This is a genomic window from Streptomyces sp. NPDC021020 (assembly GCF_044333285.1).
GTDB lineage: Bacteria > Actinomycetota > Actinomycetes > Streptomycetales > Streptomycetaceae > Actinacidiphila.
Map to the genome: position 1 here is coordinate 159,723 of NZ_JBIRQQ010000008.1, position 24,236 is coordinate 183,958.

The 24,236-nt window shown below is 74.9% G+C and carries 21 protein-coding genes, 1 tRNA gene and 1 pseudogene; 13 read left to right on the forward strand and 10 right to left on the reverse strand.

Features of this window, described 5'->3' with window-relative positions; all coding sequences use genetic code 11:
• Positions 1–58 precede the first annotated feature (58 nt).
• Positions 59–1,294, reverse strand: coding sequence for a fumarylacetoacetase (gene fahA / locus ACH4SL_RS24445; protein ID WP_398449035.1), 1,236 nt, complete (start codon positions 1,292–1,294; stop codon positions 59–61).
• 172 nt (positions 1,295–1,466) lie between these two features.
• Between fahA and ACH4SL_RS24450 the strand changes: the two genes are divergently transcribed.
• Positions 1,467–2,972, forward strand: a complete 1,506-nt coding sequence (locus ACH4SL_RS24450) for an SDR family NAD(P)-dependent oxidoreductase (protein ID WP_398449037.1) — start codon at positions 1,467–1,469, stop codon at positions 2,970–2,972.
• Positions 2,973–2,985: 13 nt separating this feature from the next.
• On the opposite strand, the gene ACH4SL_RS24455 is transcribed toward ACH4SL_RS24450, so the two are convergent.
• A complete protein-coding gene (locus ACH4SL_RS24455) occupies positions 2,986–3,606 on the reverse strand; it encodes a VOC family protein (RefSeq protein WP_398449039.1) in 621 nt (206 codons plus the stop codon).
• 51 nt (positions 3,607–3,657) lie between these two features.
• Positions 3,658–5,439 carry a multicopper oxidase family protein gene (locus tag ACH4SL_RS24460; protein ID WP_398449041.1) on the reverse strand — a complete coding sequence of 594 codons (1,782 nt, stop codon included), beginning with the start codon at positions 5,437–5,439 and terminating at the stop codon, positions 3,658–3,660.
• Positions 5,440–5,911: 472 nt separating this feature from the next.
• Here ACH4SL_RS24460 and ACH4SL_RS24465 point away from each other — a divergent pair, with 472 nt between their 5' ends.
• On the forward strand, positions 5,912–6,958 hold the full coding sequence (locus tag ACH4SL_RS24465) for a LacI family DNA-binding transcriptional regulator (RefSeq protein ID WP_398449043.1): 1,047 nt from the start codon (positions 5,912–5,914) through the stop codon (positions 6,956–6,958).
• 57 nt (positions 6,959–7,015) lie between these two features.
• Here the strand turns inward: ACH4SL_RS24465 and ACH4SL_RS24470 are convergent, their stop codons facing one another.
• Both ACH4SL_RS24470 and ACH4SL_RS24475 read right to left on the reverse strand, forming a co-directional pair.
• Positions 7,016–7,414 (reverse strand): VOC family protein, encoded by a 399-nt coding sequence (locus ACH4SL_RS24470; RefSeq protein WP_398449045.1) that lies wholly within the window; start codon positions 7,412–7,414, stop codon positions 7,016–7,018.
• Positions 7,415–7,513: 99 nt separating this feature from the next.
• The gene (locus tag ACH4SL_RS24475; protein WP_398449047.1) at positions 7,514–8,491 is read right to left on the reverse strand and encodes an aminoglycoside phosphotransferase family protein; all 978 of its coding nucleotides are present in this window, start codon (positions 8,489–8,491) and stop codon (positions 7,514–7,516) included.
• An 81-nt stretch (positions 8,492–8,572) separates the two neighbouring features.
• Here ACH4SL_RS24475 and ACH4SL_RS24480 point away from each other — a divergent pair.
• A pseudogene (locus ACH4SL_RS24480) lies at positions 8,573–9,055 on the forward strand (helix-turn-helix domain-containing protein); the annotation flags it as partial.
• Positions 9,056–9,368: 313 nt separating this feature from the next.
• Entirely contained in the window at positions 9,369–10,559 is a 1,191-nt protein-coding gene (locus tag ACH4SL_RS24485) for a methyltransferase domain-containing protein (protein ID WP_398449049.1), read from the forward strand.
• Positions 10,560–10,624: 65 nt separating this feature from the next.
• Here the strand turns inward: ACH4SL_RS24485 and ACH4SL_RS24490 are convergent.
• Positions 10,625–10,709, reverse strand: a tRNA-Leu gene (locus tag ACH4SL_RS24490).
• A gap of 214 nt (positions 10,710–10,923) precedes the next feature.
• On the opposite strand from ACH4SL_RS24490, the gene ACH4SL_RS24495 reads away from it, so the two are divergent.
• The 3 genes from ACH4SL_RS24495 to ACH4SL_RS24505 all read left to right on the forward strand — a co-directional run bounded on the left by ACH4SL_RS24495 (position 10,924) and on the right by ACH4SL_RS24505 (position 13,644).
• Positions 10,924–12,267 carry a M20/M25/M40 family metallo-hydrolase gene (locus ACH4SL_RS24495; protein ID WP_398449051.1) on the forward strand — a complete coding sequence of 448 codons (1,344 nt, stop codon included), beginning with the start codon at positions 10,924–10,926 and terminating at the stop codon, positions 12,265–12,267.
• Between the two features lie 179 nt (positions 12,268–12,446).
• Positions 12,447–12,680, forward strand: coding sequence for a chaplin ChpH (gene chpH, locus ACH4SL_RS24500; protein ID WP_398449053.1), 234 nt, complete (start codon positions 12,447–12,449; stop codon positions 12,678–12,680).
• A gap of 160 nt (positions 12,681–12,840) precedes the next feature.
• A complete protein-coding gene (locus ACH4SL_RS24505) occupies positions 12,841–13,644 on the forward strand; it encodes a chaplin (RefSeq protein WP_398449055.1) in 804 nt (267 codons plus the stop codon).
• A gap of 161 nt (positions 13,645–13,805) precedes the next feature.
• On the opposite strand, the gene ACH4SL_RS24510 is transcribed toward ACH4SL_RS24505, so the two are convergent.
• Positions 13,806–13,994 carry a DUF5703 family protein gene (locus tag ACH4SL_RS24510; RefSeq protein WP_398449057.1) on the reverse strand — a complete coding sequence of 63 codons (189 nt, stop codon included), beginning with the start codon at positions 13,992–13,994 and terminating at the stop codon, positions 13,806–13,808.
• A gap of 47 nt (positions 13,995–14,041) precedes the next feature.
• On the opposite strand from ACH4SL_RS24510, the gene ACH4SL_RS24515 reads away from it, so the two are divergent.
• Positions 14,042–14,650 (forward strand): hypothetical protein, encoded by a 609-nt coding sequence (locus tag ACH4SL_RS24515; protein ID WP_398449059.1) that lies wholly within the window; start codon positions 14,042–14,044, stop codon positions 14,648–14,650.
• Positions 14,651–14,726: 76 nt separating this feature from the next.
• On the opposite strand, the gene ACH4SL_RS24520 is transcribed toward ACH4SL_RS24515, so the two are convergent.
• The gene (locus ACH4SL_RS24520; RefSeq protein WP_398449061.1) at positions 14,727–17,252 is read right to left on the reverse strand and encodes a helix-hairpin-helix domain-containing protein; all 2,526 of its coding nucleotides are present in this window, start codon (positions 17,250–17,252) and stop codon (positions 14,727–14,729) included.
• Positions 17,253–17,284: 32 nt separating this feature from the next.
• Positions 17,285–18,265, reverse strand: a complete 981-nt coding sequence (locus ACH4SL_RS24525; RefSeq protein ID WP_398449063.1) for an aldo/keto reductase — start codon at positions 18,263–18,265, stop codon at positions 17,285–17,287.
• 180 nt (positions 18,266–18,445) lie between these two features.
• Here ACH4SL_RS24525 and ACH4SL_RS24530 point away from each other — a divergent pair, with 180 nt between their 5' ends.
• A complete protein-coding gene (locus ACH4SL_RS24530) occupies positions 18,446–19,495 on the forward strand; it encodes an LLM class F420-dependent oxidoreductase (RefSeq protein ID WP_398449065.1) in 1,050 nt (349 codons plus the stop codon).
• A 146-nt stretch (positions 19,496–19,641) separates the two neighbouring features.
• Here ACH4SL_RS24530 and ACH4SL_RS24535 read toward each other — a convergent pair whose 3' ends face one another.
• Positions 19,642–20,253, reverse strand: a complete 612-nt coding sequence (locus ACH4SL_RS24535) for a hypothetical protein (protein ID WP_398449623.1) — start codon at positions 20,251–20,253, stop codon at positions 19,642–19,644.
• 223 nt (positions 20,254–20,476) lie between these two features.
• On the opposite strand from ACH4SL_RS24535, the gene ACH4SL_RS24540 reads away from it, so the two are divergent.
• From ACH4SL_RS24540 to mshC, 4 genes are all read left to right on the forward strand, one after another.
• Complete coding sequence (locus tag ACH4SL_RS24540; RefSeq protein ID WP_398449067.1) at positions 20,477–21,178, forward strand: histidine phosphatase family protein; 702 nt, start codon at positions 20,477–20,479, stop codon at positions 21,176–21,178.
• A gap of 107 nt (positions 21,179–21,285) precedes the next feature.
• Positions 21,286–21,876, forward strand: a complete 591-nt coding sequence (locus ACH4SL_RS24545) for a DUF3090 domain-containing protein (RefSeq protein ID WP_398449069.1) — start codon at positions 21,286–21,288, stop codon at positions 21,874–21,876.
• Entirely contained in the window at positions 21,840–22,709 is an 870-nt protein-coding gene (locus ACH4SL_RS24550; protein WP_398449071.1) for an SCO1664 family protein, read from the forward strand. The genes ACH4SL_RS24545 and ACH4SL_RS24550 overlap by 37 nt, the downstream gene beginning before the upstream one ends.
• A gap of 131 nt (positions 22,710–22,840) precedes the next feature.
• Positions 22,841–24,070, forward strand: a complete 1,230-nt coding sequence (mshC, locus tag ACH4SL_RS24555; RefSeq protein WP_398449073.1) for a cysteine--1-D-myo-inosityl 2-amino-2-deoxy-alpha-D-glucopyranoside ligase — start codon at positions 22,841–22,843, stop codon at positions 24,068–24,070.
• The last annotated feature ends 166 nt before the right edge of the window (positions 24,071–24,236 follow it).

Sequence of the window (24,236 nt, forward strand, 5' to 3'; positions counted from 1 at the left end):
CTGGTGCCGGACCGCGCGGTCCACCCCGTTCACCCCGCCCACCCGGCGCGCGCGGGCCTCAGCGCGCGGGCTCGATCCTTCCCGCGACCTCGCCGAGGCCCACCGGGACACCGTCCGGGCCCGCGGCCGTCGCCGTGATGACGACCTCGTCGCCGTCCTCCAGGAAGGCCCGCCGGGAGCCGTCCGGCAGCTCCACCGGGCGCGCCCCGCCGTGCGTCAGCTCGATCAGCGCGCCGACCTGCTCCGGCCGCGGCCCGCTGACCGTGCCGGACGCGAAGAGGTCGCCGGGGCGCAGGCTCGCGCCGTTCACCGTCAGGTGCGCCAGCATCTGCGCGTACGTCCAGTACATCGACGCGAAGGGCGGCCGGGAGACGGTGTGGCCGTTCAGCCGCAGCTCCATCGCGATGTCCAGGCCGCACGGCGGCAGCACGCCCGCGTCGTCCAGGTACGGCAGCAGCGGCGTGTCGCGCGGCGGCGGGGCCGTACGGGCGTGGGCCAGCGCCTCCAGCGGCACCACCCACGGGGAGACGGACGTCGCGAAGGACTTCCCGAGGAAGGGGCCCAGCGGCACGTACTCCCACGCCTGGATGTCGCGGGCGGACCAGTCGTTGAGCAGGCACACGCCGAAGACGTGCTCGTCCGCCTCGGCCATCGCCACCCGGCTGCCGCGCGGCGACGCGCCGCCCACCACGAAGCCCAGCTCCACCTCCACGTCCAGCCGCAGCGACGGCCCGTACGACGGCGCCGCCTCGCCCGCGGCCCTGCGCTGCCCGCACGGGCGCAGCACGGGCGAGCCCGACACCACGACGGTGCCCGCGCGGCCGTGGTAGCCGATGGGCAGGTGCTTCCAGTTCGGGGTGAGCGGGTCGGCGGCGTCGGGGCGGAAGATCCGGCCGACGTTCGCGGCGTGGTGCTCGGAGGCGTAGAAGTCGACGTAGTCGGCGACCTCGAAGGGCAGGTGCGGCAGCGCCTGCGCGAGCGGTACCAGCAGCGGCGCGACCACGGCCGTGTGCTCCGGCGCCGTGAGCCACCGCGTGACCGCCGCCCGCACCCGCGTCCACACCGGCCGCCCGGCGGCCAGCAGCGGGTTCAGCACCGGCGCCGACAGCAGCGACACGATCTGGCCCGGGGCGCCCACCGCGCGCGCCGCGGCCCCCGCGTCCAGCACGTGCCCGCCGTAGCGCACCCCGATCCGGGGCGCCGGATCCGCGGCGGTCGAATACACCCCGTAGGGCAGGTTGTGCGGCCCGAACGGATCGTCGAGCGGTACGGACAGCGGGTTCGCGGCGTTCAACGGACCTCCAGCGCGGGGCGGCGGCAACGCCCCGAGGCTACCGCCGGGGAGCCCGCCGCCGGGTTTGGAGCTGCCCGCAGGTCAAACGTAAAGTCGGTCCGATGACCCGGGAGGCGTACCCCGGCGGCACGGGGCCGGCGGAACCGGCGCGGACACGGAGAGCGGCAGCGGCATGACGGCGACCACGCAGGACCTTCACGACCCCGGGCACGAGGAGCCGATCCCGCCCGCCGAGGGCGCCGACGCAGCCGGCATCGACCCGGCCCGTATGGAGATCTGCCTCGCGGTGCTCGCCGAGCTGGACGGGCTGCCCGTCGACCACCCCGACGCGATCGCCGTGCGCCGCGCCACCGCCGGGATCTACCGCACGGTCAAGCAGCGCCGCCGCCAGGAGCGCCGGGCCGCCAAGACCGAGAACGACAAGCGCGTCACCGAGGCCACGGCAACCGGCGCCGCCGACCGCATCGACGACGAGACACTCGGCATCCGGCTCGCCCCCTCGGTCAGCACCGAGGTCGCCGGCATCCTGGAACGCCCCCGGTCCTGCTACGTCTGCAAGACCCGCTACGTCCAGGTCGACGCCTTCTACCACCAGCTCTGCCCGCCGTGCGCCGCCGAGAACCGGGCCCGCCGCGACGCGCGCACCGACCTCACCGGCCGCCGCGCCCTGCTCACCGGCGGGCGCGCCAAGATCGGGATGTACATCGCGCTGCGGCTGCTGCGGGACGGCGCGCACACGACCGTCACCACGCGCTTCCCGCGGGACGCCGTCCGCCGCTTCAAGGCGATGCCGGACAGCGACCAGTGGATACACCGGCTCAAGATCGTCGGCATCGACCTGCGCGACCCGGCCCAGGTCGTCGCGCTCGCCGACTCGGTGGCCGCGGAAGGCCCGCTGGACATCCTCATCAACAACGCCGCCCAGACCGTACGCCGCTCCGCCGCCGCCTACCGCGAGCTCGTCACCGCCGAGTCCGCGCCGCTGCCCCCCGGCGAGCTGCCCGGCACCGAGATCCTCGGCGCCTTCGGCAGCGGCGCGCGCACCGCCGCCGCCCTGCCCGCCCCGCGCGGCGGCCGCGGGCTCACCGCCGCCGACGTCACGGGCCTCGCGCTGGTCAGCGGCTCCGCGTCGCTCGCCCGTATCGAGGCCGGCACCGCGATCGACGCGGGCGGCCTCGTCCCCGACCTCGACCCCACGAACACCTGGGTCCAGACGGTCGGCGAGGTCGACCCGGTGGAGCTGCTGGAGGTCCAGCTCTGCAACATGACCGCGCCCTTCATCCTCGTGAGCCGCCTGCGCCCGGCGATGGCCGCGGCGGCCGCCCGGCGCAAGTACGTCGTCAACGTCTCCGCGATGGAGGGCCAGTTCTCCCGCGGCTACAAGGGCGCCGGCCACCCGCACACCAACATGGCGAAGGCCGCGCTCAACATGCTCACGCGCACCAGCGCCAAGGAGATGCTGGAGACGGACGGCATCCTCATGACCGCCGTCGACACCGGCTGGATCACCGACGAGCGCCCGCACCCGGACAAGATCCGCCTCGCCGCGGAGGGTTTCCACGCCCCCCTGGACCTGGTCGACGGCGCCGCCCGCGTCTACGACCCGATCGTGCGCGGCGAGCTGGGCGAGGACATCTACGGCTGCTTCCTGAAGGACTACGCCCCCGCCGCCTGGTGAGCCGCCCGGTCGTCTAGGCGCCGACCTCGAACTCGTTGCCCTCGGGGTCGGCGCGCTCTCCTGCATGGCCGGGCGGGGCGGCGGCCAGGCGCAGCCGGAGCCGGTTGCGGCCTGTCTTCGGCGCCGCGGGCGGGCCCATCACCAGGGCGGGCCCGGCGCCCGCCGGATCCCGCAGGCACACGCCCCAGTCGCCGCGCCCGGTGACCGCCCAGCCGGTCGCGGCCGACCAGAAGCTCCCTTGCGCCTCCGCGTCGGCGGCGTCCAGGCATATCTGCGCGAGCGCCTCGCCCGGCGTCCCGCGGTGCTCGGGCAGCACGCACATCTCGTTGCCCTCAGGATCGGCCAGCACCTCCCACGGCACCTCGCCCTGCCCGATGTCGGCCCGCACCGCCCCGAGCCCCAGCAGCCGCCGCACCACCGCCTCCTGGCGCCCGCCCCCGGCGAGATCCAGGTGCAGCCGGTTCTTCCCGCGCTTGACCCCCGCCCCGCCCGCGAACCGCAGCTCCACCCCGCCCCCGGGCGGCCGCACCACCCCGCCCGGCCCCGCCGTCCACTCCAGCGCCGCGGCCCAGAACCCCGCGAGCCCTTCCGCGTCCACCGCGTCGACCACGACCGCGACCACGCCGCCGGCCATCGCCACCACCCCCGTGCTCGATCCTCTTCTGCGACGAGCCTAGAAGGAGGGTCAGACAGTCAGCCGGTAGCGGGCCATCATGCAGTCGTCCTCGTGGTCGAGGATGTGGCAGTGCCACACGTAGCCCTGCAGGCTCATGCCGTCCAGGGCGGTGAAGGACGCGTCGGGGTCGAAGCCCAGTTCGGCGGCGTCGGGGAAGCGGACCAGGACGCGGGTGACGGTGGCGGGCGGGCAGGCGACGGTGTCCTTCAGGCCCGTCTCCCAGGGGGACGGGGGCTGGGCGGCGCCGACGAGGTAGGCGTCGGGGGAGGGGCGCCAGGGGGTGCCCGCGGCCGGGCGGGGGTTGGCGCGGACGTACGCCTCGATGTCGAAGCGCTGCCGGTCCAGGACGCGCATGTGCACCAGGTGCAGGTGCATCGGGTGGGCCTGCGGGGAGACGTTGACGAACTCCCACACCTCGGTCGTGCCCTGCCGCGGGGCGGTGACCGGCCCCTGGCCGTACAGCATGTTGTCCATCGTCATCCCGGCCGGCGGGTAGCCGGGGACGCGGGCCGGGGTGAGGGTGACGATCCGGCGCGCGGCGGTGGGCTGCGGCATCGGGGGCAGCGCGGCGGGCAGGCCGGGGCCGCCGCGCAGCCGGTCCGGCGGGGGAGTGCGGAAGCCGGCCACGCCGGTGCCGGTGAAGCGCATGATGTCGGCGGTCGGGGCGACCCCGGTCGCCGCCACCACGTCGGGCGACTCCTGCTGGTCGTTGGTCAGGTCGACGTGCTCGCCCGCCGCGAGCGACCCGAAGTCCACGACCAGGTCCAGGCGTTCGCCGGGGGTGATGCGGACGGACGTGGTGCGGGCCGGGGCGTCCAGCAGCCCGCCGTCCGCGCCGACCACCCAGAACGGCATCCGGTCGGAGAAGAACAGCCGGTAGGCGCGGGCGTTGGACGCGTTGAGCACCCGCAGCCGGTAGAAGCCGCGGGCGACCTCCAGATACGGCGACACGACCCCGTTGACGGTCATCGTGTCCCCGAACATCCCACCCTCCCAGTGCCCCTGCGGCACCGCGCGGGAGGTGCGGAAGACCAGCGAGCCGTCGTCGCCGAAGCGCCGGTCGGCGAGCGTGAGCGGCACCTCGAACTCGCCGTCGGGCAGCCCGAGGGGATTCCCGGCGGCGCCGGTGTCGTACGCGTCGCGCAGCATGTACTGCCCGGCGAGCCCGGCCACCGCGTTGAGCCGGGTGATGCCCATCGCGTGGTCGTGGTACCAGAGGTGGCCCGCCTGCTGGCCGTTCGGGTGGCGGTAGGTCATGCTGCCGCCGGGCCGGAAGGTGTTCTCGGGGTGCCCGTCCGCGTCCGGCGGGGTCACGGCGCCGTGCAGGTGCACGGAGGCGCGCGGCTGCGTGCGGTCGAGTTCGGACGCGCCCTCAAGGGTCGGGTCGACGTCGGCGGCGAAGAGGTGCCCGTCGAAGCCGTTGCTGAAGGTGAGCGAGAGCGGCACGCCGCGCTGCGCCTCGATCGTCGGGCCGAGGTACGGCTGCCCGCCGTACGACCACGTCCGCGCCACGCCCAGGTCGCGGTGGAAGCGGTGCGTCGCGGGGGCCATCGCCAGCGTCCGGTCGCCGGTGAGCACGGGCGGCAGCGGCAGCGCGTCCACGTACGGCGTCAGCTGCGGCGACGCGAAGGTCAGCTGCCGCGCGCCGGGCCGGGGAGTGGGGCCGTGGCCCGCCTCGGCCCCGGCCCCCGCCCCGCTCGCACGGGCGGTCCCTCCCGAGGCGCCGAGCGCCCCGGCAGCGCCGAGTCCGGCGGCGGTGAGCAGCGAGCGACGGGACGGGCCGTTCGGCATGCGGGCTCCTCGGGGGTCGGCGGGGACCGACCATAGGCAGACAAATGACGCATCGTCAACGATATGCCGCCGTGTCCGGCGCGGGGTGGTGCGCCCCGGGGCGTGTCCGGCGCGGGGCGGCTGGTCCGGGGTCGGGACGGCGGTCGCGGCGGCGTGTCCAGGCCCCGGACGGCGGTCGCGGACCCCGGCGGCGTGTCCGGGCTCTGGCGCCGTTCGTGTTCTCCGGCCGCTGTGCGCGGCCCCCGGTGCCGTATCTGGGCCCCGCCGCCGTTCACGTCCTCCCGACGCCGTATCCGAGCCCCGCCGTCGTCCCCGGCCTCCCGTGCCGTTCGCGGCCTCCCGGCGCCGGGCGTGGCGCGGGCCGGGCGGGGCTGCGGGGCGGCGCGGAGAGCGACCCGGGGCCCGGCGGGGGCGTCCGGCGGGATATTTTCGCGGGGCCGACCCGCACGGGCGGCGGAAGAGGAGGTGTGCCATGGCCGGCACCGGCGACCGCCCCCGCCCCGAGGGGAAGACGCTCGCGGTGATCGCCGCGGAGGCGGGCGTGTCGGTGTCCACCGTGTCGAAGGTCCTGCACGACCGCTCGGACGTCGCGGCCCGCACCCGCGCCAGGGTCCAGCGGCTGCTGGCCCAGCACGGCTACCCCGCCCGCAACGGCCCCGCCGCCACCGCGCTGGCGCCCGGCGGGCTCGTCGACTTCGTCGTCAACGAGATCGACGGCGCCTGGGCCGCCGAGCTGATCCGCGGCGCCGAGCAGGCGCTCGACGCGGTGGGCATGGGCCTGGTCGTATCCGCCGCGCACGGCGGCGACGGCGGCAGCCCCGCCCGCCGCTGGCTCGACTCGCTCGCCGCCCGCCGCACCCTGGGCGCGATCCTGGTCGTCCCCGAGATCGACCAGCAGCAGCACCGCGAGCTGCTCCGCCTCGGCATCCCCTTCGCGCTCATCTCCCCGGCCGAGGAGCCGCCGCCCGGCGTGCCGTGGGTCGGCGCCACCAACTGGCCCGGCGGGCTCGCCGCCACACGGCATCTGGTGGGCCTGGGCCACCGCAGGATCGCGGTCATCGGCGGCCCGCCGCAGCGGCTCGCCTCGCGCGCCCGGATCGACGGCTACCGCTCGGCGCTGGAGGAGGCGGGGCTGCCGTACGACCCGGAACTGGTCCGCTACGGCGACTTCACGAACGAGCCCGCCTACCGGCACGCCCTCGACCTGCTGCGGCTGCCGGACCGGCCCACCGCCGTCTTCGCGGGCAGCGACCAGCAGGCGCTCAGCACCTACCGCGCCGCGGCGGCGCTGGGGCTGCGGGTGCCCGACGACGTGAGCGTCGTCGGCTTCGACGACCTGGCCTTCGCCGACTGGGTCACCCCGCGGCTGACCACCGTGCGCACCCCGCTGGCGGACATGGCGGCGCTGGCCGCCGGGATGGTGCTCCAGCTGATCGGCGGCGAGCGCCCTGCCTCCACCCGGGTCGAGGTCGCGAGCGAGCTGGTCGTACGCGAGAGCAGCGGCCCGCCGCCGCCCTGAGGGGGCCGACCCGTACCGGCTACGACCCGTACCGGCTACGGCTGCGACCCGTACCGGCTACGGCTGCGTCGAGGCCATGGAGAAGATCTCCCAGTGGTGCCCGTCCGGGTCGTAGAAGCTGCGGGTGTGCATCGGGCTGGCCTCCTCGGTGGTCTTCGCCGGCCGCGCGCCCGCCGCCAGCGCCGCGTCGCCGATCCGGTCGACGTCGTCGGGCGAGTCCTGCTGCACGGCCACGATCACCTCCGTCACCGATCCGGTGTCCGCGACGGGCCGGCCCGTGAACGACGTGAAGAACGGCTCCGTCAGCAGCATCACCAGGTTGTCGTCGCCGACGGCCATGCACGCGGCGCGCGCGTCGGTGAAGTTCGGGTCGAAGGAGAAGCCGAGGTTCTCGAAGAAGGCCATGGACCTCGGGAGGTCCTGCACGGGGAGGTTGACGAAGATACGGCCGGCCATGGTGTCCGCCTCTGCTCGGGTGCGCTGCGCACGGGTCCGTTGCACAAGGGTGGACCGGACGGCCCGGCGGAACTCATCGGCCGCCCCGGCCCGCCCGGCTCATTCGCCCAGACGGGCCCGCAGCCACACCAGCGCCTCCCGGCCCTGGGCCGCCTGGAAGGCCCGCAGGGTCGGCAGCCCCGGCGGGGCCGGGCGGCGGGCGTGGCCGAGCAGGAAGCCGGCGAAGGCGGCCACCACGGCCGTGACGGCGTCCGGGTCCGCGCCCGCGCCGACCTCGTGCCGCGCGAAGATCTGCTCCGGCGGCGGGCCGCCCTGCATCCGTACGCTCGGCAGCATCAGCAGCAGGTCGTACCAGGGCGCGGCCAGGCAGGCCCAGGGCCAGTCCACGATCACGACCCGGCCCTGCGGGGTGAGCAGCAGATTGTCGGCCCGCAGGTCGGAGTGCGCGAGGGTGTCGCCCGCCGCGCCCGCGGCCCAGCCGGACTCCAGCTCCGCGAGCGCGGGCAGATTACGTGCCGCCCACGGGTCGAGGCCCGCCAGGTCGTCGGTGCCCGCCGCGTGGTCCGCGGCGAGGATCCGCCAGCCGCGGAAGGCGCCGTCCTGCTTCTCCGCGACCGGCGGCGCGTCGACCGGGCTCGGCGTCAGCGCCGCGGCCAGGCCGCCGACCGTGTCCAGCACCAGCTCCAGCTCGGCCGGCTCCCACGGCTGCGCGGGCAGCCGCCCCTCGATGTCCTCGAAGAGCAGCACCACCCAGCCGTCCAGGTCGAGATCGGCGAGCAGCCGCGGCGCCGGGACCCCGGCGGGAAGGGCCCGCGCGATACGGACCTCGTCGCGGTGGATGCCCGGGCTCTCCGGATTCTGGGCCTCGCTCACCGCCTTGACGAAGGCCCGCCGCCCGTCCGCGAGCACTAGCCGCGCCGCGACACCCGGCGAGAACCCGGCGCTCTGCGTGGCCGCCCGCACCACCCGCGCCCCCAACCGCCCCTCGACCGCCGCCCGCACCCCACCCGGCACCGCCTCCCACGCCACCCGCACCCCACGCGCCTCGGGAGCCCCCACCTCTGCCCTGTCGTCCATCCCGGCATCCTCCCGACCCCCACCCCACCAGGCGACCGCTTTTCCCTCGGCAGGTTGCCACACGTGTGCCAGCATCGAAGCATGCAGCACGAGGACGAGACGGTCGGACGAAGGGTACGACGCCAGCGCCTTCGTCTGGGCATGGCGCAAGCGGACCTCGCCGCCACCGTGAGGCGTACCCAAGGGTGGGTTTCCAAGGTCGAGAACGATCGCGTGGAGCTGGACCGGGCCAGCACGATCAACGAGTTGGCCGCCGCCCTGCACTGCCATCCGAACGACCTCATGGCACGGCCCTACGCGACCAAGGGGACGGAGAGCGCTTGGCGTACTTCGGCTGCCTCGATCCTGCGGGAGCTGCGACGGTACGACCTGGCACCGGTGTTCGACGGCGCCCCTCGCCGCTCGTCAGCTCTTTGGGCCGAACTCGAGAAGCTGCACGCCAAGCGGGATCAGGCGCACTACATCGGGATCATGGAGCAGCTTCCCGACCTCTTCCGTGAGAGCCGGGCGCTGGCGGAGGGCGCGACCGGTCACGAGCGCGAAGAAGCTTTCGCTATTTACGCGAAGGACTAAGCATTCCTCTGATTCATATTCACCTGTAGCCGCCCCCCCTACGCCCAGTGGTGAGCCGAGCGTGGCGGGGAAGGCTCGACGGTTCCCCCGCGTGGCCGGAGTGGTTCCGGGTCCCCTGGAAGCAGGACCCCGGGGGGCGCAGACCGAAAGTGTCACCAGTGGAGGAGATGCTTCATGAAGATGCTCGGAACGATCTGCGCCCAGGGCGGGGCGACGATGACGACAACCTTCCCGGTACCTCCTGGACGCCGCCGGAGCCCAGCCCCGATGGTGGCAGTCCGGAAGGCGACGGGAAGCACCGCAAGTGACCACCAGCTCTGCTGAGCAGGAAGGGCGGCCCGGTCGTACGGAGCTGGGCCGCTCTCTCCTGGAGAACGGATTCATGACCTCGGACTGGGCACCGGCGTTCGCGGCCGTGCCCCGTACGGCATTCCTTCCCGACGTGATGTGGCCGCACGATGCGGCGACAGGCCGAGCGGTCACCGTGGACAAGACGGTGGACTCGTCAGCGTGGTACGGGTACGCCGACTCCAATGTCCCGGTCGTCACACAGTGGGACGACGGGAAGCACACCGGGACCGAACCAGGCAAGGCCTTCACCTCTTCGTCGTCCATGCCGAGCGTGGTCTTCTCGATGCTCGCTGATCTCGATGTACAGGCCGGCCACAAGGTGCTGGAGATCGGCACGGGCACGGGGTGGAATGCCGGCCTGCTGGCCCACCGCGTGGGCGCGGGCAACGTCGTCTCGGTGGAAGTGGACCCGGCCGTGTCAGAAGCTGCGCGCACGGCACTGCGGCGCGTCGGGTACGGCGACGTGAAGGTGATCACGGGTGACGGTCTTCTCGGCTACCCGCCGGACGCCCCCTACGACCGCGTGATCGCCACGTGCGGCCTGCGGTCCGGACTGTTCGCGTGGGTGCGGCAGACCACCCCGGGCGGGGTGATCGTCGCCCCCTGGGGCACGCACTACGCCTACACCGAGGCAACGGCACGTCTGGTCGTCGCCGGGGACGGCAACAGCGCGTCCGGGCACTTCACCCAGCCGGTCACCTTCATGCGGATGCGCTCGCAGCGCCTGATCCGCCCCGAGCACAGCAGCTACGTCCCGGCGCAGGGAACCGGGAATGCGGACAGGTCCACGACAGCGATCACGGAGCCGGAGTTCCTGACCGGCAGCCTGGACGTGGAAGCGTTCGCAATCGGGTTGCGGGTGCCGGACTGCACCCACGTCCCGGACCGCAAACAGGCAGGAAAGCGGCCGGTGTGGTTCTACAGCCTTACCGACACGTCGTGGGCGGTGGTCGTCTTCCGTGACGGTCACGACACCGCCACCGTGTACCAGTCGGGGGACCGGCGACTGTGGGACGAGGTGGAAGCCGCTTTCCGGTGGTGGCAGGGCCAGGGGCGCCCTGGGTTCCACCGCTTCGGCCTGACCGTCACAGCAGAGCGCCAGGTCCCCTGGCTGGACCAACCGTCCAACGCTTTGGGCGGATGAGCACCACCACTCACGCCACTGCCCAGAAAAGCAGAAAACCCCTGATCAACAGGGGTCTCAGCCGGTGTCCGAGGGGGGACTTGAACCCCCACGCCCGATAAAGGGCACTAGCACCTCAAGCTAGCGCGTCTGCCATTCCGCCACCCGGACGGGTGTGACGTCACGGCCTCTCGGCCGTGGCGACGGGGTAAACCATAGCAAAGATCGGGGGGTGCCGATCACCGCCCGGGGCGGGGGAGGAACGCTGGTCGGGGGCGGGTGCGCCTTGGGCTCGCGCGGGGGTGCGGGGCAGGATGGGGGAGGCGTCCGGCGCGAGCGGCGGACGGGTCCGCGATGGGTGAGGGCGACGAGGAGGAGAGGCATCGTGAGCGAGTCACGGCCGGGCGGTGCGGGAGCGGGCGTCGGGGGGGTGCGCGGTGAGGACGAGGTCGCGGCCCTGTGCAGCGAGCTGATCCGTATCGACAGCAGCAACTACGGGGACCACTCCGGGCCCGGCGAGCGCGCCGCGGCCGAATACCTGGCGGAGAAGCTGGCCGAGGTCGGCCTCGAACCGCAGATCTTCGAGTCGCACCCGGGGCGCGCCTCGGTCGTGGCCCGCGTCGAGGGCGAGGACCGCTCGCGGCCCGGCCTGCTCATCCACGGGCACACCGACGTCGTCCCCGCCAACGCGGACGACTGGACCCACCACCCCTTCTCCGGCGAGATCGCCGACGGGTGCGTGTGGGGCCGCGGCGCGGTCGACATGAAGGACATGGACGCGATGACGCTGGCCGTCGTCCGCGACCGGCTGCGCAGCGGCCGCAAGCCCCCGCGCGACCTCGTCCTGGCCTTCCTCGCCGACGAGGAGGCCGGCGGCACGTGGGGTGCCCGCTTCCTCGTCGACAAGCACCCGGACCTCTTCGAGGGCGTGACGGAGGCCATCGGCGAGGTCGGCGGCTTCTCCTTCACGGTCAACGACGATCTGCGGCTCTACCTCATCGAGACCGCCGAGAAGGGCATGCACTGGATGCGGCTCACCGTGGACGGCACCGCCGGACACGGCTCGATGACCAACAAGGACAACGCCATCACCGAGCTGTGCGAGGCCGTCGCGCGGCTGGGCCGGCACGAATTCCCGGTGCGCGTCACCAAGTCCGTGCGCGGCTTCCTCGACGAGCTGTCCGACGCGCTCGGCACCGAACTGGACCCCGAGGACATGGAGGCGACGCTCCTCAAGCTCGGCGGCATCGCCAAGATGATCGGCACCACCCTGCGCAACAGCGCCGCGCCGACCATGCTCGGCGCGGGCTACAAGGTCAACGTCATCCCCGGCCAGGCCACCGCGCACGTCGACGGGCGCTTCCTGCCCGGCTACGAGGAGGAGTTCCTCGCCGACCTCGACCGCATCCTCGGCCCGCGCGTCAAGCGGGAGAGCCTGCACTCCGACAAGGCCGTCGAGACCGACTTCGACGGCGCCCTCGTGGACGCGATGCAGCGCGCGCTGGTCGCCGAGGACCCGGGCGCCCGCGCCGTCCCGTACATGCTCTCCGGCGGCACCGACGCGAAGTCCTTCGACGACCTGGGCATCCGCTGCTTCGGCTTCGCGCCGCTGCGGCTGCCGCCCGAGCTGGACTTCGCCGGCATGTTCCACGGCGTGGACGAGCGCGTGCCGGTGGACGGCCTGCGCTTCGGCGTCCGCGTGCTCGACCGCTTCATCGACCAGAGCTGAGTCGACCAGAGCTGAGTCGAACACAGCTGAGCGGTCGACCGGGTGTACCCGTACCGGTGGCTTCCTTAGCCGGTACGGGTGAAGGGCCCGGTCCTTTCGTAGCTCTATTCCTCCCGGTGTCGTTACGACGATGTGGTCCGCAGGCTGGGGCCGCACCACGTCCACGAGGAGGAACGAGAATGATCAAGAAGGTCGCCGCCGTCGCGGCTGCCACCGGCGGTCTGGTGCTCGCGGGAGCGGGCATGGCCATGGCCGACTCCGGCGCGCAGGGCGCCGCGGTGCAGTCCCCCGGTGTGCTCTCCGGCAACGTCGTCCAGGTCCCGGTGCACATCCCCGTGAACGTGTGCGGCAACACGATCAACGTGATCGGGCTGCTCAACCCCGCCTTCGGCAACGCCTGCGTCAACCAGTGACCCGCGGCGGCCGCACCGACGCAGCCGCCTGCTCCGGACCGGCCCCGGGCGCGCACCCGCGCCCCGGGGCCGGTCGGCATTTCCCCCGCCCTCATGGCGCACGCGCGCAGGGCCGGCGCGGTGCCGGCGCAGGGGCGAACGTAGAACGAGGAGAACAGCAATGCGACAGGTCGCAACCAAGGGCCTGCTCACGGTGGTCGCCACCAGCGGCGTGATCGCCGCGACCGGCGGCTTCGCGTACGCCGACGCCGGTGCCGCCGGAACGGCCGCCGGGTCGCCCGGCGTGGTGTCGGGCAACGCGGTGCAGGTCCCGGTGCATGTGCCGGTGAACGTGTGCGGCAACACGATCAACGTGATCGGGCTGCTCAACCCGGTGTTCGGCAACCACTGCGCCAACACCTCCGCGCCCGCCGCCGGCCAGGCCGGCTCGGGCGCCACCGCCCACGGCGGCGCCCACCACTCCCCGGGCGTCGGCTCCGGCAACGTCGTGCAGGCGCCGGTCCACATCCCCGCCAACGTGTGCGGCAACAGCGTGGACGTGGTGGGCCTGCTGAACCCGGCCTTCGGCAACCACTGCATGAACGGCGCGACCCCGCCGGGCGACACGAGCACGCCGGGTACGCCGGGCAACCCGGGCACCCCCGGTACGCCGGGCAACCCTGGTACGCCTGGCACTCCGGGAACCCCCGGCACCCCCGGTACGCCCTCCACCCCGGGCACGCCGACGAATCCGGGTACGCCCACCACGCCGGGCACCCCCACCACGCCGGCCACTCCGACGACCCCGGCCACCCCGGCCACCCCGGCCACTCCGACGGGTGACACCCCCGCCATGCCGCCCGCCGGGGCCACCCTCGCGCACACCGGCGCGGACGGCGCGGCCTTCAGCGCCTACGCCGCCGGGGCCCTCCTGCTGGGAGGCGCGCTGCTCTACCGTCGCGGCCGCCGCACCGCCCGCCGCTGAGGCGGTGCCGATACGTCAGCGCGTACGCGTCCGGACCCGGCCGCGTACGCGTGCGGGCGCCCGCTCCGTGCGGGCCGCACGCAATGCGGCCCGCGCCGGGGCCCCGCGCCGCGCGTGCCGCGCCCGTGGGGCCCCTCAGGCCGCCGTGTCCGCGGCCGGGCTCACCAGGTGGCCCGCACCTGGCGGATGATGCGCCGCCGCAGCCGTACGCGTCTGCTCCCGTCGGGGTAGAGGCGCAGCCGGTCCAGCTCCCAGTGGCCGTACTCCGCCTCGTCCGTCAACAGGCGCGTCGCGTCCTTGCGGGAGACCCCCCGCGGGACGTACATCTCTCTGAATTCGTATTCCGGCATCGCATCTATTGTGCAAGCAACGCCCCGGTGCGGATAGCGTCTGCTCCATGTCTGATGACGTGCAGCCCACGGCGGCCGAGGTTCGTGCCGCAGTCGAGGCGGTCAAGGCCGCGCTCGACCGGCATCTCGACGCGGTCGAGAAGCGCAGCGGCGAGGACGACCCCGCCGTTCACGAGGCGTTCGAGGCGCTGGCCTCGGCGGCCGAGTCGTATGACGAGTTGCTGTACGACGTCTACGACGAGGTCACGCCGCTCGAAGTGCCCACCGGCAACGCGATGGCCGACTACGACGGCCCCGAGGAGCCCGAGGCGATCAGCGTGCTGATCCGCCGCGACTACCAGATCGTGGCGCCCGACCGGCTCTTCTCGCAGGCCAGACATGCCAGTGAGGCCACCGACGGATCGGCCACCGCGTCGGTCAACGCGGCCCTCGGGGTGATCTTCGGGGAGTACGAGCCCGACGAGATCGCCCAGCGCCACAAGGACTTCGGCCTCGAAGAGGGCGACGCGGCGGTGTGGGTCTCCGCGGCGGAGCAGGCCGAGCCCGGCGAGTGGCTGGAAGCGCCGTTCGACCAGGCGGACCCGCACATGGTCATCTGCCGCTTCGACATCAGCGCCTTCTACGACGACGAGCTGACCGCGCTCGACCCGGACTAGGGCGCGCCGCCGCCGCCTCCCGGCGGAGCCCGTACGGGGCCGCCCCCGCGCCGGGGGCGGCCCCGTAGGCGTGCGGTCAGAGATCTGCCGTCAGCTCCGCCAGGACCGCGGGGAGGCGGGTCGTACGGGGGGCGGCCGGGGGGGCCGCGACGGCCTGGGCCAAGCGGCCCTCCGCGCCCTGGACCACCGAGAGGTGGCGCTCGCCGCGGCTGAAGGCCGTGTAGACCCAGGAACGGGTCAGCAGCGCTCCCGCGTCGCCGGGGACCACGACCACGGCCGCGGGCCAGCGCGACGCGGCCGCCTGGTGGCCCGTCACGGCCCAGCCGTGGCGTACGGCCGCGGCCACGTCCGCCCGCGGGACGACCACCGGGCCGCGCTCGCACTCCAGCCGCAGACCGTCCGGCTCGGCGCCCGCCACCGTGCCCGGCTCCGCGCGGCCGGGCGCGGGCACGTACACGACCCGGTCGCCCGGGTCGAAGCCGCCGAAGCGGCCGGGGCCGGGATTCAGGCGCTCCTTGAGCGCGGCGTTGAGGGCCCGGGTGCCCACCGGGCCGCCGTGGCCCGTGGTGACCACCTGGACCTGCGCCCCCGACACGCCGAAGGCGCGCGGCACGGAGTCGGCGACCAGCTGGACCGTACGGTGCACGGCCTCGCGCGGGTCCTGCACGGGCACCACCACGACCTCCTTGCCCGGCGCGTCGACGGCGGCCAGTTCGCCGATGCCGACGCACGAGACCAGCTCGCCGATCGGCCCCGGGTCCGGCGTGCGGGACACCACCCGCGGGCAGGCGCGGGAGGCCAGCAGGTCGGCGAAGACCCGGCCGGGGCCCGCCGACCACAGGGCGTTCGGGTCGCCGCTGAGCACCAGCCGGGCGCCGTCGGGCAGCGACTCCACGAGTGTCGCGGCCTCCTCGACCGACAGCTGCGGGGCGTCCAGCACCGCCAGCAGGTCCAGGTCGAGGCTGCCGTCGGCGGCGCGGCCCGGGCCCTCGTCGCCGGACAGCAGCCCGTCGAGCGTCACGGCGGCCTCCGGGCCGGTGTCCGCGGCGAGCCGCGCGCGGCCGCTGCCGGAGTACGCGGCCGCGTACGCGCGCAGGCCCGCGGCCCGCGCGGCGGCGACCAGCGCGGCGGGCTCGGCACGCGCCGCCTCGCCGCCGCAGTGCACGACGAGGCCGCTGCCGGCCGCGGCGCGGATCAGCTCGGCGGCCGAGGGCGTCGGGGCCTGCGCGCCGGCCCAGGCCGCGCCGTCGTCCGCGTCGTCCGCGTCGTTCGTCAGGGAGCGCAGGAGCCGGACGAAGCCCTCGCCCAGGGCCTCCTCGGCCATCGCGTAGCGGTCGAGGGCGAGGAGCACCTCGGGGGCTTCCGCGCCCTCGTCGTCGTCCTCCTCCTCGTCCCCGCCCTCGCGGAATTCGAGCAGCCGGCCCTCGGCGACCGCCTCCGCGATCGCGGCCCGCGGCTCCGGCAGCCCGTACCGCCCGAGGGCGGCGAGCAGCTCGGCGGGGGCCAGCGCGGTGTGGCCGTGCAGCGCCGCGTCCTCCAGCGCCCGGCTGACGAGCGCGCGGGCGCGCCGCTCGTCGTCGGGCCCGCAGGCCTCGCCGAGCAGCCCGCGCGCGAAACCGTCCGCCTGCTCGACCCGTACGCTGCCCAGGCCCAGCAGCAGCCACGGATCGTCCCGCAGCTCCTGCGCCGCCCGCTCCCCGAGCACCCGCACGACCCCGCCCGCCAACTCCGCGGGCGCCCCGCCCTCCACCAGCACCCCGGCGACGGCGTCGACAGCCGCGGGATCGACCGCGACGGCCCGCGCCACGACCTGCCTGCGGCCGCCGCCCGTCGCGGCCTCCGGCGAGTGTCCCGCGCCGCCCGTACGCGCCGGGCCGTCGCTCCCGGGCGCCCCGGAAGCACCCGCACCGGCGTACGGCGTGCGCGAGCCGCGCGCGTCCGCCGCCGCAACCCCGACGCCCGCAGGGCCTCCGCCGCGCTGGTTCGTCCCCGGCGCGGAAGCGCTGCCGCCCTCGCCGCCCGCGCCCTCGCGCGCACCCGCGGGGCCTTCGCCCGGCTCGTCCGTCCCTGTTGTGGAGCCGGAACTCCCGTACGCGCCCGCGCGCGCACCCTCGGCGCCCGCGACTACGCGCGCACCTGCGGGGCCTTCGCCTGGCTCGTCCGTCCCTGTCGTGGAGCCGGAGCCCCCGTCCGCCCCCGCGCGCGCACCCTCGGCGTCCGCGCCACTCCTGCCCGCCCCCGGCGCGGAGCCGGAGGCGTCAGCGCCCGGGGCAGCGGCGCCCTCCGTGCCGGCCCCCGCCGGGGAATCGCCGTCCTGCGTCGAAGCGCCCTCCGCATCGGCACCCGCCGGCGAAGCGCCGTCCTGGCCCCCCGCCGGGGAGGCGTCGTCCCCCGGGCTCGACGGAGGGGCGGGCTCGCCCGCGGCCTCCGCCGCTTCGGCCGCCTGGAAGGCCTCCGCCTCCGCCGCCATCGCCTCGCGGCGTCTGCGGCGGGCCGCGGCGGCGTCGCCGCGCGGGGCGGGGGCCGCGGCGTTCTCGCCGCGCTCGATGGAGCGGATCGCCGCCGCGAGGTCGGCGAGGCCGGAGGGTTCGGCGGGGGGCATTGCGGCCTCCGTGGGGGGAGCGTGACGCGCGTTCAGAGCGTGCTCCAGTCGTGGTCCGGATAGCGGTGCAGCGGCGCCGACACGTCGTCCAGCGCCAGGTTGATCTCTTCCGGAAGGGTAAGCGCCTCCACTGACAACGCCGCCGTGAGCTGCTGCGCGTTGCGCGCGCCGAGCAGCGGGGCGGCCACGCCGGGCCGGTCGCGTACCCACGCCAGGGCGACGTGCAGCGGCGAGACGGCCAGACCGTCGGCCGCTATGGCCACCGCGTCCACGATGAGCCGGGCGGTGTCGTCGAGGTAGGGGGCGACGAAGGCGGCGAGGCCCTCGTCGCCGCCGCGCGAGTCCTGCGGGACGCCCCCGCGGTATTTGCCGGTGAGGACGCCGCGGCCGAGCGGTGAGGAGGGCAGCAGCCCGAGCCCCAGGTCCAGCGCGGCGGGCAGCACCTCGCGCTCGACGCCCCGCTGGAGCAGCGAGTACTCCATCTGGGTGCTGGCCAGCGGGGTGCGGCCGGGGCCCGCGAGCTGCCAGGCCGCGGCCTTGGCGAGCTGCCACCCGCAGAAGTTGGAGATCCCGACGTAGCGCGCCCGGCCGGAGCTGACGGCGATGTCGAGGGCCTGGAGCGTCTCCTCCAGCGGTGTGCCGGGGTCGAAGGCGTGCACCTGCCACAGGTCGACGTAGTCCGTGCCGAGCCGCTGGAGCGAGGCGTCGAGGGCCGACAGCAGGTGGCCGCGGGAGGTGTCGAAGCGGCGGTCGGGGTCGGGCACGCTGCCCGCCTTGGTCGCGATGACCAGGTCCGAGCGCGGCACCAGGTCCTCCATGAGCCGCCCGAGCAGGTACTCGGCCCCGCCGTCCGCGTAGACGTCCGCGGTGTCGACCAGCGAACCCCCGGCGCTCCAGAAGGCCTTGAGCTGGTCGGCGGCGTCGCGTTCGCCGCTGGTGCGGCCCCAGGTGAGCGTGCCGAGCCCGAGCCGGGAGACGCGCAGACCCGTACGGCCGAGGTGCCTTTGCTCCATGGGCGCTGAGATTACTGCCCGCACCGCTCGAATGGGCGGCAGTGACGTACCTGACAGGCCCTGTGGCGGCCGCGCGCGCTACAGTCCGGTGGAGCACCGACGTTACCGACCAGTACGATCGGTTGGCGCCACACGGACGTGGCCGACCACCACGGACACCGACCAGCTCAAGGGAGAGCCATGAAGCTCGGGATCAACCTCGGCTACTGGGGTGCCGGCATGGACGCGGACAACCTCGCCGTCGCCCAGGAGGCCGACCGGCTCGGCTATTCCGTGTGCTGGGCCGCCGAGGCCTACGGCTCCGACGCGCCGACCGTGCTGTCCTGGGTGGCGGCGCAGACCGAGCGGATCGACGTCGGCTCGGCCATCTTCCAGATCCCGGCCCGCACCCCGGCGATGACGGCCATGACCGCCGCGACCCTGGACTCGCTGTCCGGCGGGCGCTTCCGCCTCGGCCTCGGCGTGTCGGGACCGCAGGTCTCCGAGGGCTGGTACGGCGTGAAGTTCGACAAGCCGCTGTCCCGCACCCGCGAGTACGTCGAGATCGTCCGCAAGGCCATGGCCCGCGAGCGGCTCACGTACGAGGGCGAGCACTGGACGCTGCCGCTGCCCGGCGGCCCGGGCAAGCCCATCAAGCTCACCGTGCACCCGCAGCGCGAGCACATCCCGCTCTACATCGCCGCGATCGGCCCGAAGAACCTGGAGCAGACCGGCGAGATCGCCGACGGCGCCCTGCTGATCTTCCCCTCCGCCGCCCACCTGGAGGACACCGCGCTGCGCCACATCCGGGCCGGCCGCGCCAAGGCCGGGCTGACGCTGGACGGCTTCGACGTGTGCCCGACGCTGCCGCTCGCGGTCGGCGACGACGTGGCCGCGCTCGCCGACGTCTTCCGCCCGTACACCGCGCTGTACGTCGGCGGCATGGGCAGCCGCAAGCAGAACTTCTACAACCAGCTCGCGCAGCGCATGGGCTACGAGCGCGAGGCGGCCGAGATCCAGGACAAGTACCTGGCCGGCGACAAGGACGGGGCTGCGGCGGCCGTGCCGCAGCAGCTGATCGACTCCACGTGCCTGCTCGGCCCGGTCGAGCGGATCGCCGACGGCATGCGGGCGTACGCCGACGCAGGCGTCACGACGCTGACCCTCGCCCCCGCGGGCTTCACGCTGGAGGACAGGGTCGCCGGGCTGCGGGCGGGCGTCGAGGCCCTGGAGCGCGCCGGACTGGCCTGACGCACCGGCCCGGCGGTACGGCCCCGGCGGCCCAGCCGCGTACGAGCCGGCTCGGCCGGGTACGGGCCCGCTCAGCCCGGCACGGCCCGGACCGCCTCAGCCCGGCACGGCCCGGCGCGATACGACTCCGCCCTGCCCCGCCCGGCTCAGCCCGGTACGAGCCGGCCGAGCAGCCGGCCGAAGTCGATCAGCCGGGCTATCTGCCCCGCGCCGCCGTCGTCCAGCGACTTGCTGAAGCGGAAGGCCTCGGGCCGGAATTTCGCCGAGGCCACCGGCAGGGCCGCGTCCGGGTCGGCCGCGACCGCGCTCAGCTCGTGCGGCATCGCGGTGGCCAGCACCAGGTAGACCCCCCGGTCCACGCGCCGCCCGACGTTGTCGCGGCCGACCAGGGTGCGCATCCCGACGTGCCCGATCGCCTCCAGCGGCAGCACCTGCACGGACGAGTCCAGCACCGTGCCGCCCGGCGCGGAGGCGTCGGCCAGCTCCTCGCTGTGCCACAGGATGAGCCGCCGCCCGTCGCACACCGCGGCCTCCTGCCACACCGACGCCCCGGCCTCGGTCAGGTCCACCACCCGCTCCAGCGTGAAGCCGCGCACCCGGCGGCGGCCCAGCACTCCCGCGATGGCGTCCATGGCGACGTCCGCGTGCAGGAAGTAGACCCCGGCGGCGTCCTCCAGCCGACCGTACGGCGACCAGTCGGTGCCCGCGGTGTGGCTCCCGCCGGCAGCCGGGCGGCTCCTCGTCGCCTTGCTGAACATCTCCACCCGCTTCGCGATACCGGCTCCCGGGGCCCCCTCGACCCCTGCTGCACCTTACCGAGGGGGCGGGACACCCGGACCTATACCGGAGCGGGCGGATCCGGTGAATCCTGCGGGAGGCGCGCCGAAGACCGCGGCCGTGGTGGGGGCTCGGGGGGATCATCCCCGCCACGGCCGTCGCCCAGCACAACGGACGCCACCGGAAAGGGTTACGGTGGCGGACATGCCTACCGCGATCCTTGTCCGGCACGGCCGGTCCACCGCCAACACCCAGGGCGTGCTGGCCGGCTGGACCCCGGGCGTCGCCCTCGACGACACCGGGAGGGCGCAGGCCACCGCGCTCGCAGCGCGGCTCGCCGCGCTGCCGCTGACCGCCGTGGTGTGCAGCCCGCTGCAGCGCTGCCAGGAGACGGTGCGCCCGCTGCTGGAGACCAGCACCGGGCTGCCGCTGCACACCGACGAGCGGGTCGGCGAGTGCCACTACGGCGACTGGACCGGCCGCAAGCTCGCCGAGCTGGCCGACCAGCCGCTGTGGACGACCGTGCAGCGGCACCCGTCGGCCGCGGTCTTCCCCGGTCCGGGGGGCGAGTCGCTGCGCGCCATGCAGGCCCGCGCGGTCGACGCCGTCCGCGACTGGAACGAGCGGATCGAGGCCGAGCACGGCCCGGACGCGCTGTACGTGGTGTGCTCGCACGGCGACATCATCAAGTCGCTCGCCGCCGACGCGCTCGGCATGCACCTCGACCTCTTCCAGCGGATCAGCACCGAGCCGTGCTCGGTGACCGCCATCCGCTACACCCCGCACCGCCCCTTCCTGCTCCGCCTGGGCGACACCGGCGACCTGGCCGCGCTCGCCCCGCCGCCCGCGCCGCCCGGCGGCAACACCGCCGACGCGGTGGTCGGCGGCTCCACGGGCGCCCCGTGATCAGCTTCCGCAGTAGGGTGGTGGCGCATGCGTGTTCGCGGTGAGCGCCACCGCGCCATCCGGTGTCACCGCATCAGCGCCCCACAGCCGAGCAAACGGAGCAGGACGTGCCCCGCCAGGTCTTCTTCTACGAGCACCCGGACCGTTTCGTGGCCGGTACGGTCGGCCAGCCGGGCCAGCGTACGTTCTTCCTGCAGGCCACGGCCAAGGGCAGGACCACCAGCGTGGCTCTGGAGAAGACCCAGGTGGCCGCGCTCGCCGAGCGGGTCGACGAGCTGCTGGACGAGGTCGTGCGGCGCAGCGGCGGCAACGCCCCGGTGCCCGCGGTCGCCCCGACCGAGCTGTCCGACACCGCGCCGCTGGACGTGCCGGTCGAAGAGGAGTTCCGGGTCGGCACCATGGCCCTGGCCTGGGACGGCGCGCACGACCGCATGGTCATCGAGGCGCAGGCGCTGGTCGAGCTGAGCGGCGAGGACGAGGAGGACCTGGAGGCGGCCGAGGAGCAGATGCTCCAGGACGAGGAGAACGGCCCGCCGCTGCTGCGGGTGCTCCTCACCGGCGCCCAGGCCCGCTCCTTCGCCAAACGCGCCCTGGACGTGGTGTCCGCGGGCCGCCCGCCGTGCCCGCTGTGCAGCCTGCCCCTGGATCCGGAAGGACACGTATGCCCGCGTCAGAACGGGTACCGGAGGTCGGCCTGAGCGCCGCCCCCGCGGCGCCGCCCCCGCCGAGCCTGCTGACTCTGCTGTCGGAGGGGGAGCTGACCGTACGCGGCCGGGTCCGCGACGCGTCGAACGCGGTGCTCTACTGCGAGGCCGCCCACGAGGGCGCGACGGTCGCGTGCGTCTACAAGCCGGTCGCGGGGGAGCGCCCGCTGTGGGACTTCCCCGACGGCACCCTGGCGCAGCGCGAGGTGGCCGCCTTCCTGGTGTCCGAGGCCACCGGCTGGGGCCTGGTGCCGCCCACGGTGCTGCGCGACGGCCCGTACGGCGAGGGCATGGTGCAGCTGTGGATCGACGCCGCGGCGGAGGAGGCGGGCGACGGCGGGGACGCCGGGACCGCGCTGCTGGCCCTCACCGAGGACACCGAGCCGGCCCCGGGCTGGAAGGCCGTGGTCGAGGCCGAGGTGGGCGAGGGCCGCACCGCGCTGCTGGTGCACGCCGACGACGACCGGCTGCGCCGCCTGGCGGTCCTGGACGCGGTGATCAACAACGCCGACCGCAAGGGCGGCCACCTGCTGCCCGCCCCGGACGGCCGGCTCTACGGCATCGACCACGGGGTCACCTTCCACGCCGAGGACAAGCTGCGCACCCTGCTGTGGGGCTGGGCGGGCGAGCCGATGCCCGTGGAGGCGGTGGCGGCCCTGGAGGGCCTCACGGCGGCGCTGGACGGCGAGCTGGGCGTACGGCTGGGCCCGCTGATCACGGCAGCCGAGATCGACGCGCTGCGGGCCCGGGTGGCGCGATTGCTGGAGACCGGTGTCCACCCCCTGCCGGGTGGCGGCTGGCCCTCCATACCGTGGCCCCCGGTCTGATCCGCGGCGGCCCCCGCGCGGCCGTGACCGGTGGGGCGAGCGGGCCGCACGGTGGCCGAAACGGCTGCCCGCGCAGGTAAACGTGCTGCTCCCGCTCGTTCGCCCCGCGGGCGGAAGGTTAATCTCATTTCATGCATGCCTGGCCCGCTTCCGACGTCCCTGCCCTTCCGGGCACTGGACGCGCACTCCGTCTCCACGACTCCGCGACCGGTGGCCTGGTGGCCGTCGAGCCCGGACCGGTCGCCCGCCTCTACGTCTGCGGCATCACGCCGTACGACGCCACCCACCTGGGGCACGCGGCCACCTACAACGCGTTCGACCTCGTCCAGCGCGTGTGGCTCGACACGAAGCACCAGGTCCAGTACGTGCAGAACGTCACGGACGTCGACGATCCGCTGCTGGAGCGCGCCGACGCCACCGGCGACGACTGGACGGCGCTCGCCGAGCGCGAGACCGCGCTCTTCCGCGAGGACATGACCGCGCTGCGGATGCTGCCGCCGGCGCACTACATCGGCGCCGTCGAGGCCATCCCGCGCATCGTGCCGCTCGTCGAGCGGCTGCGCGAGGCCGGCGCGGCCTACGAACTCGACGGCGACACGTACTTCTCGGTCGACTGCGACCCGCACTTCGGCGCCGTCTCCGGCTTCGACGCCACCGTCATGCGCGCGCTGTCCGCCGAGCGCGGCGGCGACCCCGAGCGCCCCGGCAAGAAGAACCCGCTCGACCCCATGCTGTGGATGGCCGCCCGTCCGGGCGAGCCCAGCTGGGACGGCGCGTCGCTGGGCGCGGGGCGCCCGGGCTGGCACATCGAGTGCGTCGCCATCGCCCTGGAGCACCTCGGCATGGGCTTCGACGTCCAGGGCGGCGGCTCCGACCTGGTCTTCCCGCACCACGAGATGGGCGCCTCGCACGCCCAGGTGCTCACCGGCGACTACCCCTACGCCAAGGCGTACGTGCACGCCGGGATGGTCGCGCTGGACGGCGAGAAGATGTCGAAGTCCAAGGGCAACCTGGTCTTCGTCTCCGCGCTGCGGCGCGCGGGCGTCGACCCGGCCGCCATCCGGCTGGCGCTGCTGGCCCACCACTACCGCTCCGACTGGGAGTGGACGGACGCGGTGCTGGAGCGGGCGCAGGAGCGGCTGGCCCGCTGGCGCGCCGCGGTCTCGCGGCCCGACGGGCCGCCCGCCGAGACGCTGGTGGACGAGATCCGCATCGCGCTCGCCGACGACCTGGACGCGCCGGTCGCGCTGGCCGCCGTCGACGCCTGGGCGGCGCGGCAGCAGACGGCGGGCGGCACCGACACCGGGGCGCCGGGCCTCGTCTCGCGCGCGGTGGACGCGCTGCTCGGGGTGGCTCTCTGACGCGGGGTCCGGCCGGGCCCTGAGTCGCCGGGGCCCGGCACGGCGAGGAGGGGTGGGGCCCCGGGCCCGCGGGGGGCCCCCCCCCCGCCCCCCGGGGGCGGGGGGGCCCCCCCCCCCCCCCGGGCCGGGGGCCCCCCCCCGCCCGGGGGGGGGTGAGTGGGGGTGG

What these genes read in the sequence shown, in the direction of transcription:
- ACH4SL_RS24460 (WP_398449041.1), bottom strand. Translation starts at nt 5,439, where the DNA reads ATGCCGAACGGCCCGTCCCGTCGCTCGCTGCTCACCGCCGCCGGACTC.
- ACH4SL_RS24455 (WP_398449039.1), bottom strand. Translation starts at nt 3,606, where the DNA reads ATGGCCGGCGGCGTGGTCGCGGTCGTGGTCGACGCGGTGGACGCGGAA.
- mshC (WP_398449073.1), top strand. Translation starts at nt 22,841, where the DNA reads ATGCATGCCTGGCCCGCTTCCGACGTCCCTGCCCTTCCGGGCACTGGA.
- ACH4SL_RS24535 (WP_398449623.1), bottom strand. Translation starts at nt 20,253, where the DNA reads ATGTTCAGCAAGGCGACGAGGAGCCGCCCGGCTGCCGGCGGGAGCCAC.
- ACH4SL_RS24505 (WP_398449055.1), top strand. Translation starts at nt 12,841, where the DNA reads ATGCGACAGGTCGCAACCAAGGGCCTGCTCACGGTGGTCGCCACCAGC.
- ACH4SL_RS24470 (WP_398449045.1), bottom strand. Translation starts at nt 7,414, where the DNA reads ATGGCCGGCCGTATCTTCGTCAACCTCCCCGTGCAGGACCTCCCGAGG.
- ACH4SL_RS24465 (WP_398449043.1), top strand. Translation starts at nt 5,912, where the DNA reads ATGGCCGGCACCGGCGACCGCCCCCGCCCCGAGGGGAAGACGCTCGCG.
- ACH4SL_RS24450 (WP_398449037.1), top strand. Translation starts at nt 1,467, where the DNA reads ATGACGGCGACCACGCAGGACCTTCACGACCCCGGGCACGAGGAGCCG.
- ACH4SL_RS24475 (WP_398449047.1), bottom strand. Translation starts at nt 8,491, where the DNA reads ATGGACGACAGGGCAGAGGTGGGGGCTCCCGAGGCGCGTGGGGTGCGG.
- ACH4SL_RS24530 (WP_398449065.1), top strand. Translation starts at nt 18,446, where the DNA reads ATGAAGCTCGGGATCAACCTCGGCTACTGGGGTGCCGGCATGGACGCG.
- ACH4SL_RS24515 (WP_398449059.1), top strand. Translation starts at nt 14,042, where the DNA reads ATGTCTGATGACGTGCAGCCCACGGCGGCCGAGGTTCGTGCCGCAGTC.
- ACH4SL_RS24510 (WP_398449057.1), bottom strand. Translation starts at nt 13,994, where the DNA reads ATGCCGGAATACGAATTCAGAGAGATGTACGTCCCGCGGGGGGTCTCC.
- ACH4SL_RS24520 (WP_398449061.1), bottom strand. Translation starts at nt 17,252, where the DNA reads ATGCCCCCCGCCGAACCCTCCGGCCTCGCCGACCTCGCGGCGGCGATC.
- chpH (WP_398449053.1), top strand. Translation starts at nt 12,447, where the DNA reads ATGATCAAGAAGGTCGCCGCCGTCGCGGCTGCCACCGGCGGTCTGGTG.
- ACH4SL_RS24550 (WP_398449071.1), top strand. Translation starts at nt 21,840, where the DNA reads ATGCCCGCGTCAGAACGGGTACCGGAGGTCGGCCTGAGCGCCGCCCCC.
- ACH4SL_RS24540 (WP_398449067.1), top strand. Translation starts at nt 20,477, where the DNA reads ATGCCTACCGCGATCCTTGTCCGGCACGGCCGGTCCACCGCCAACACC.
- ACH4SL_RS24525 (WP_398449063.1), bottom strand. Translation starts at nt 18,265, where the DNA reads ATGGAGCAAAGGCACCTCGGCCGTACGGGTCTGCGCGTCTCCCGGCTC.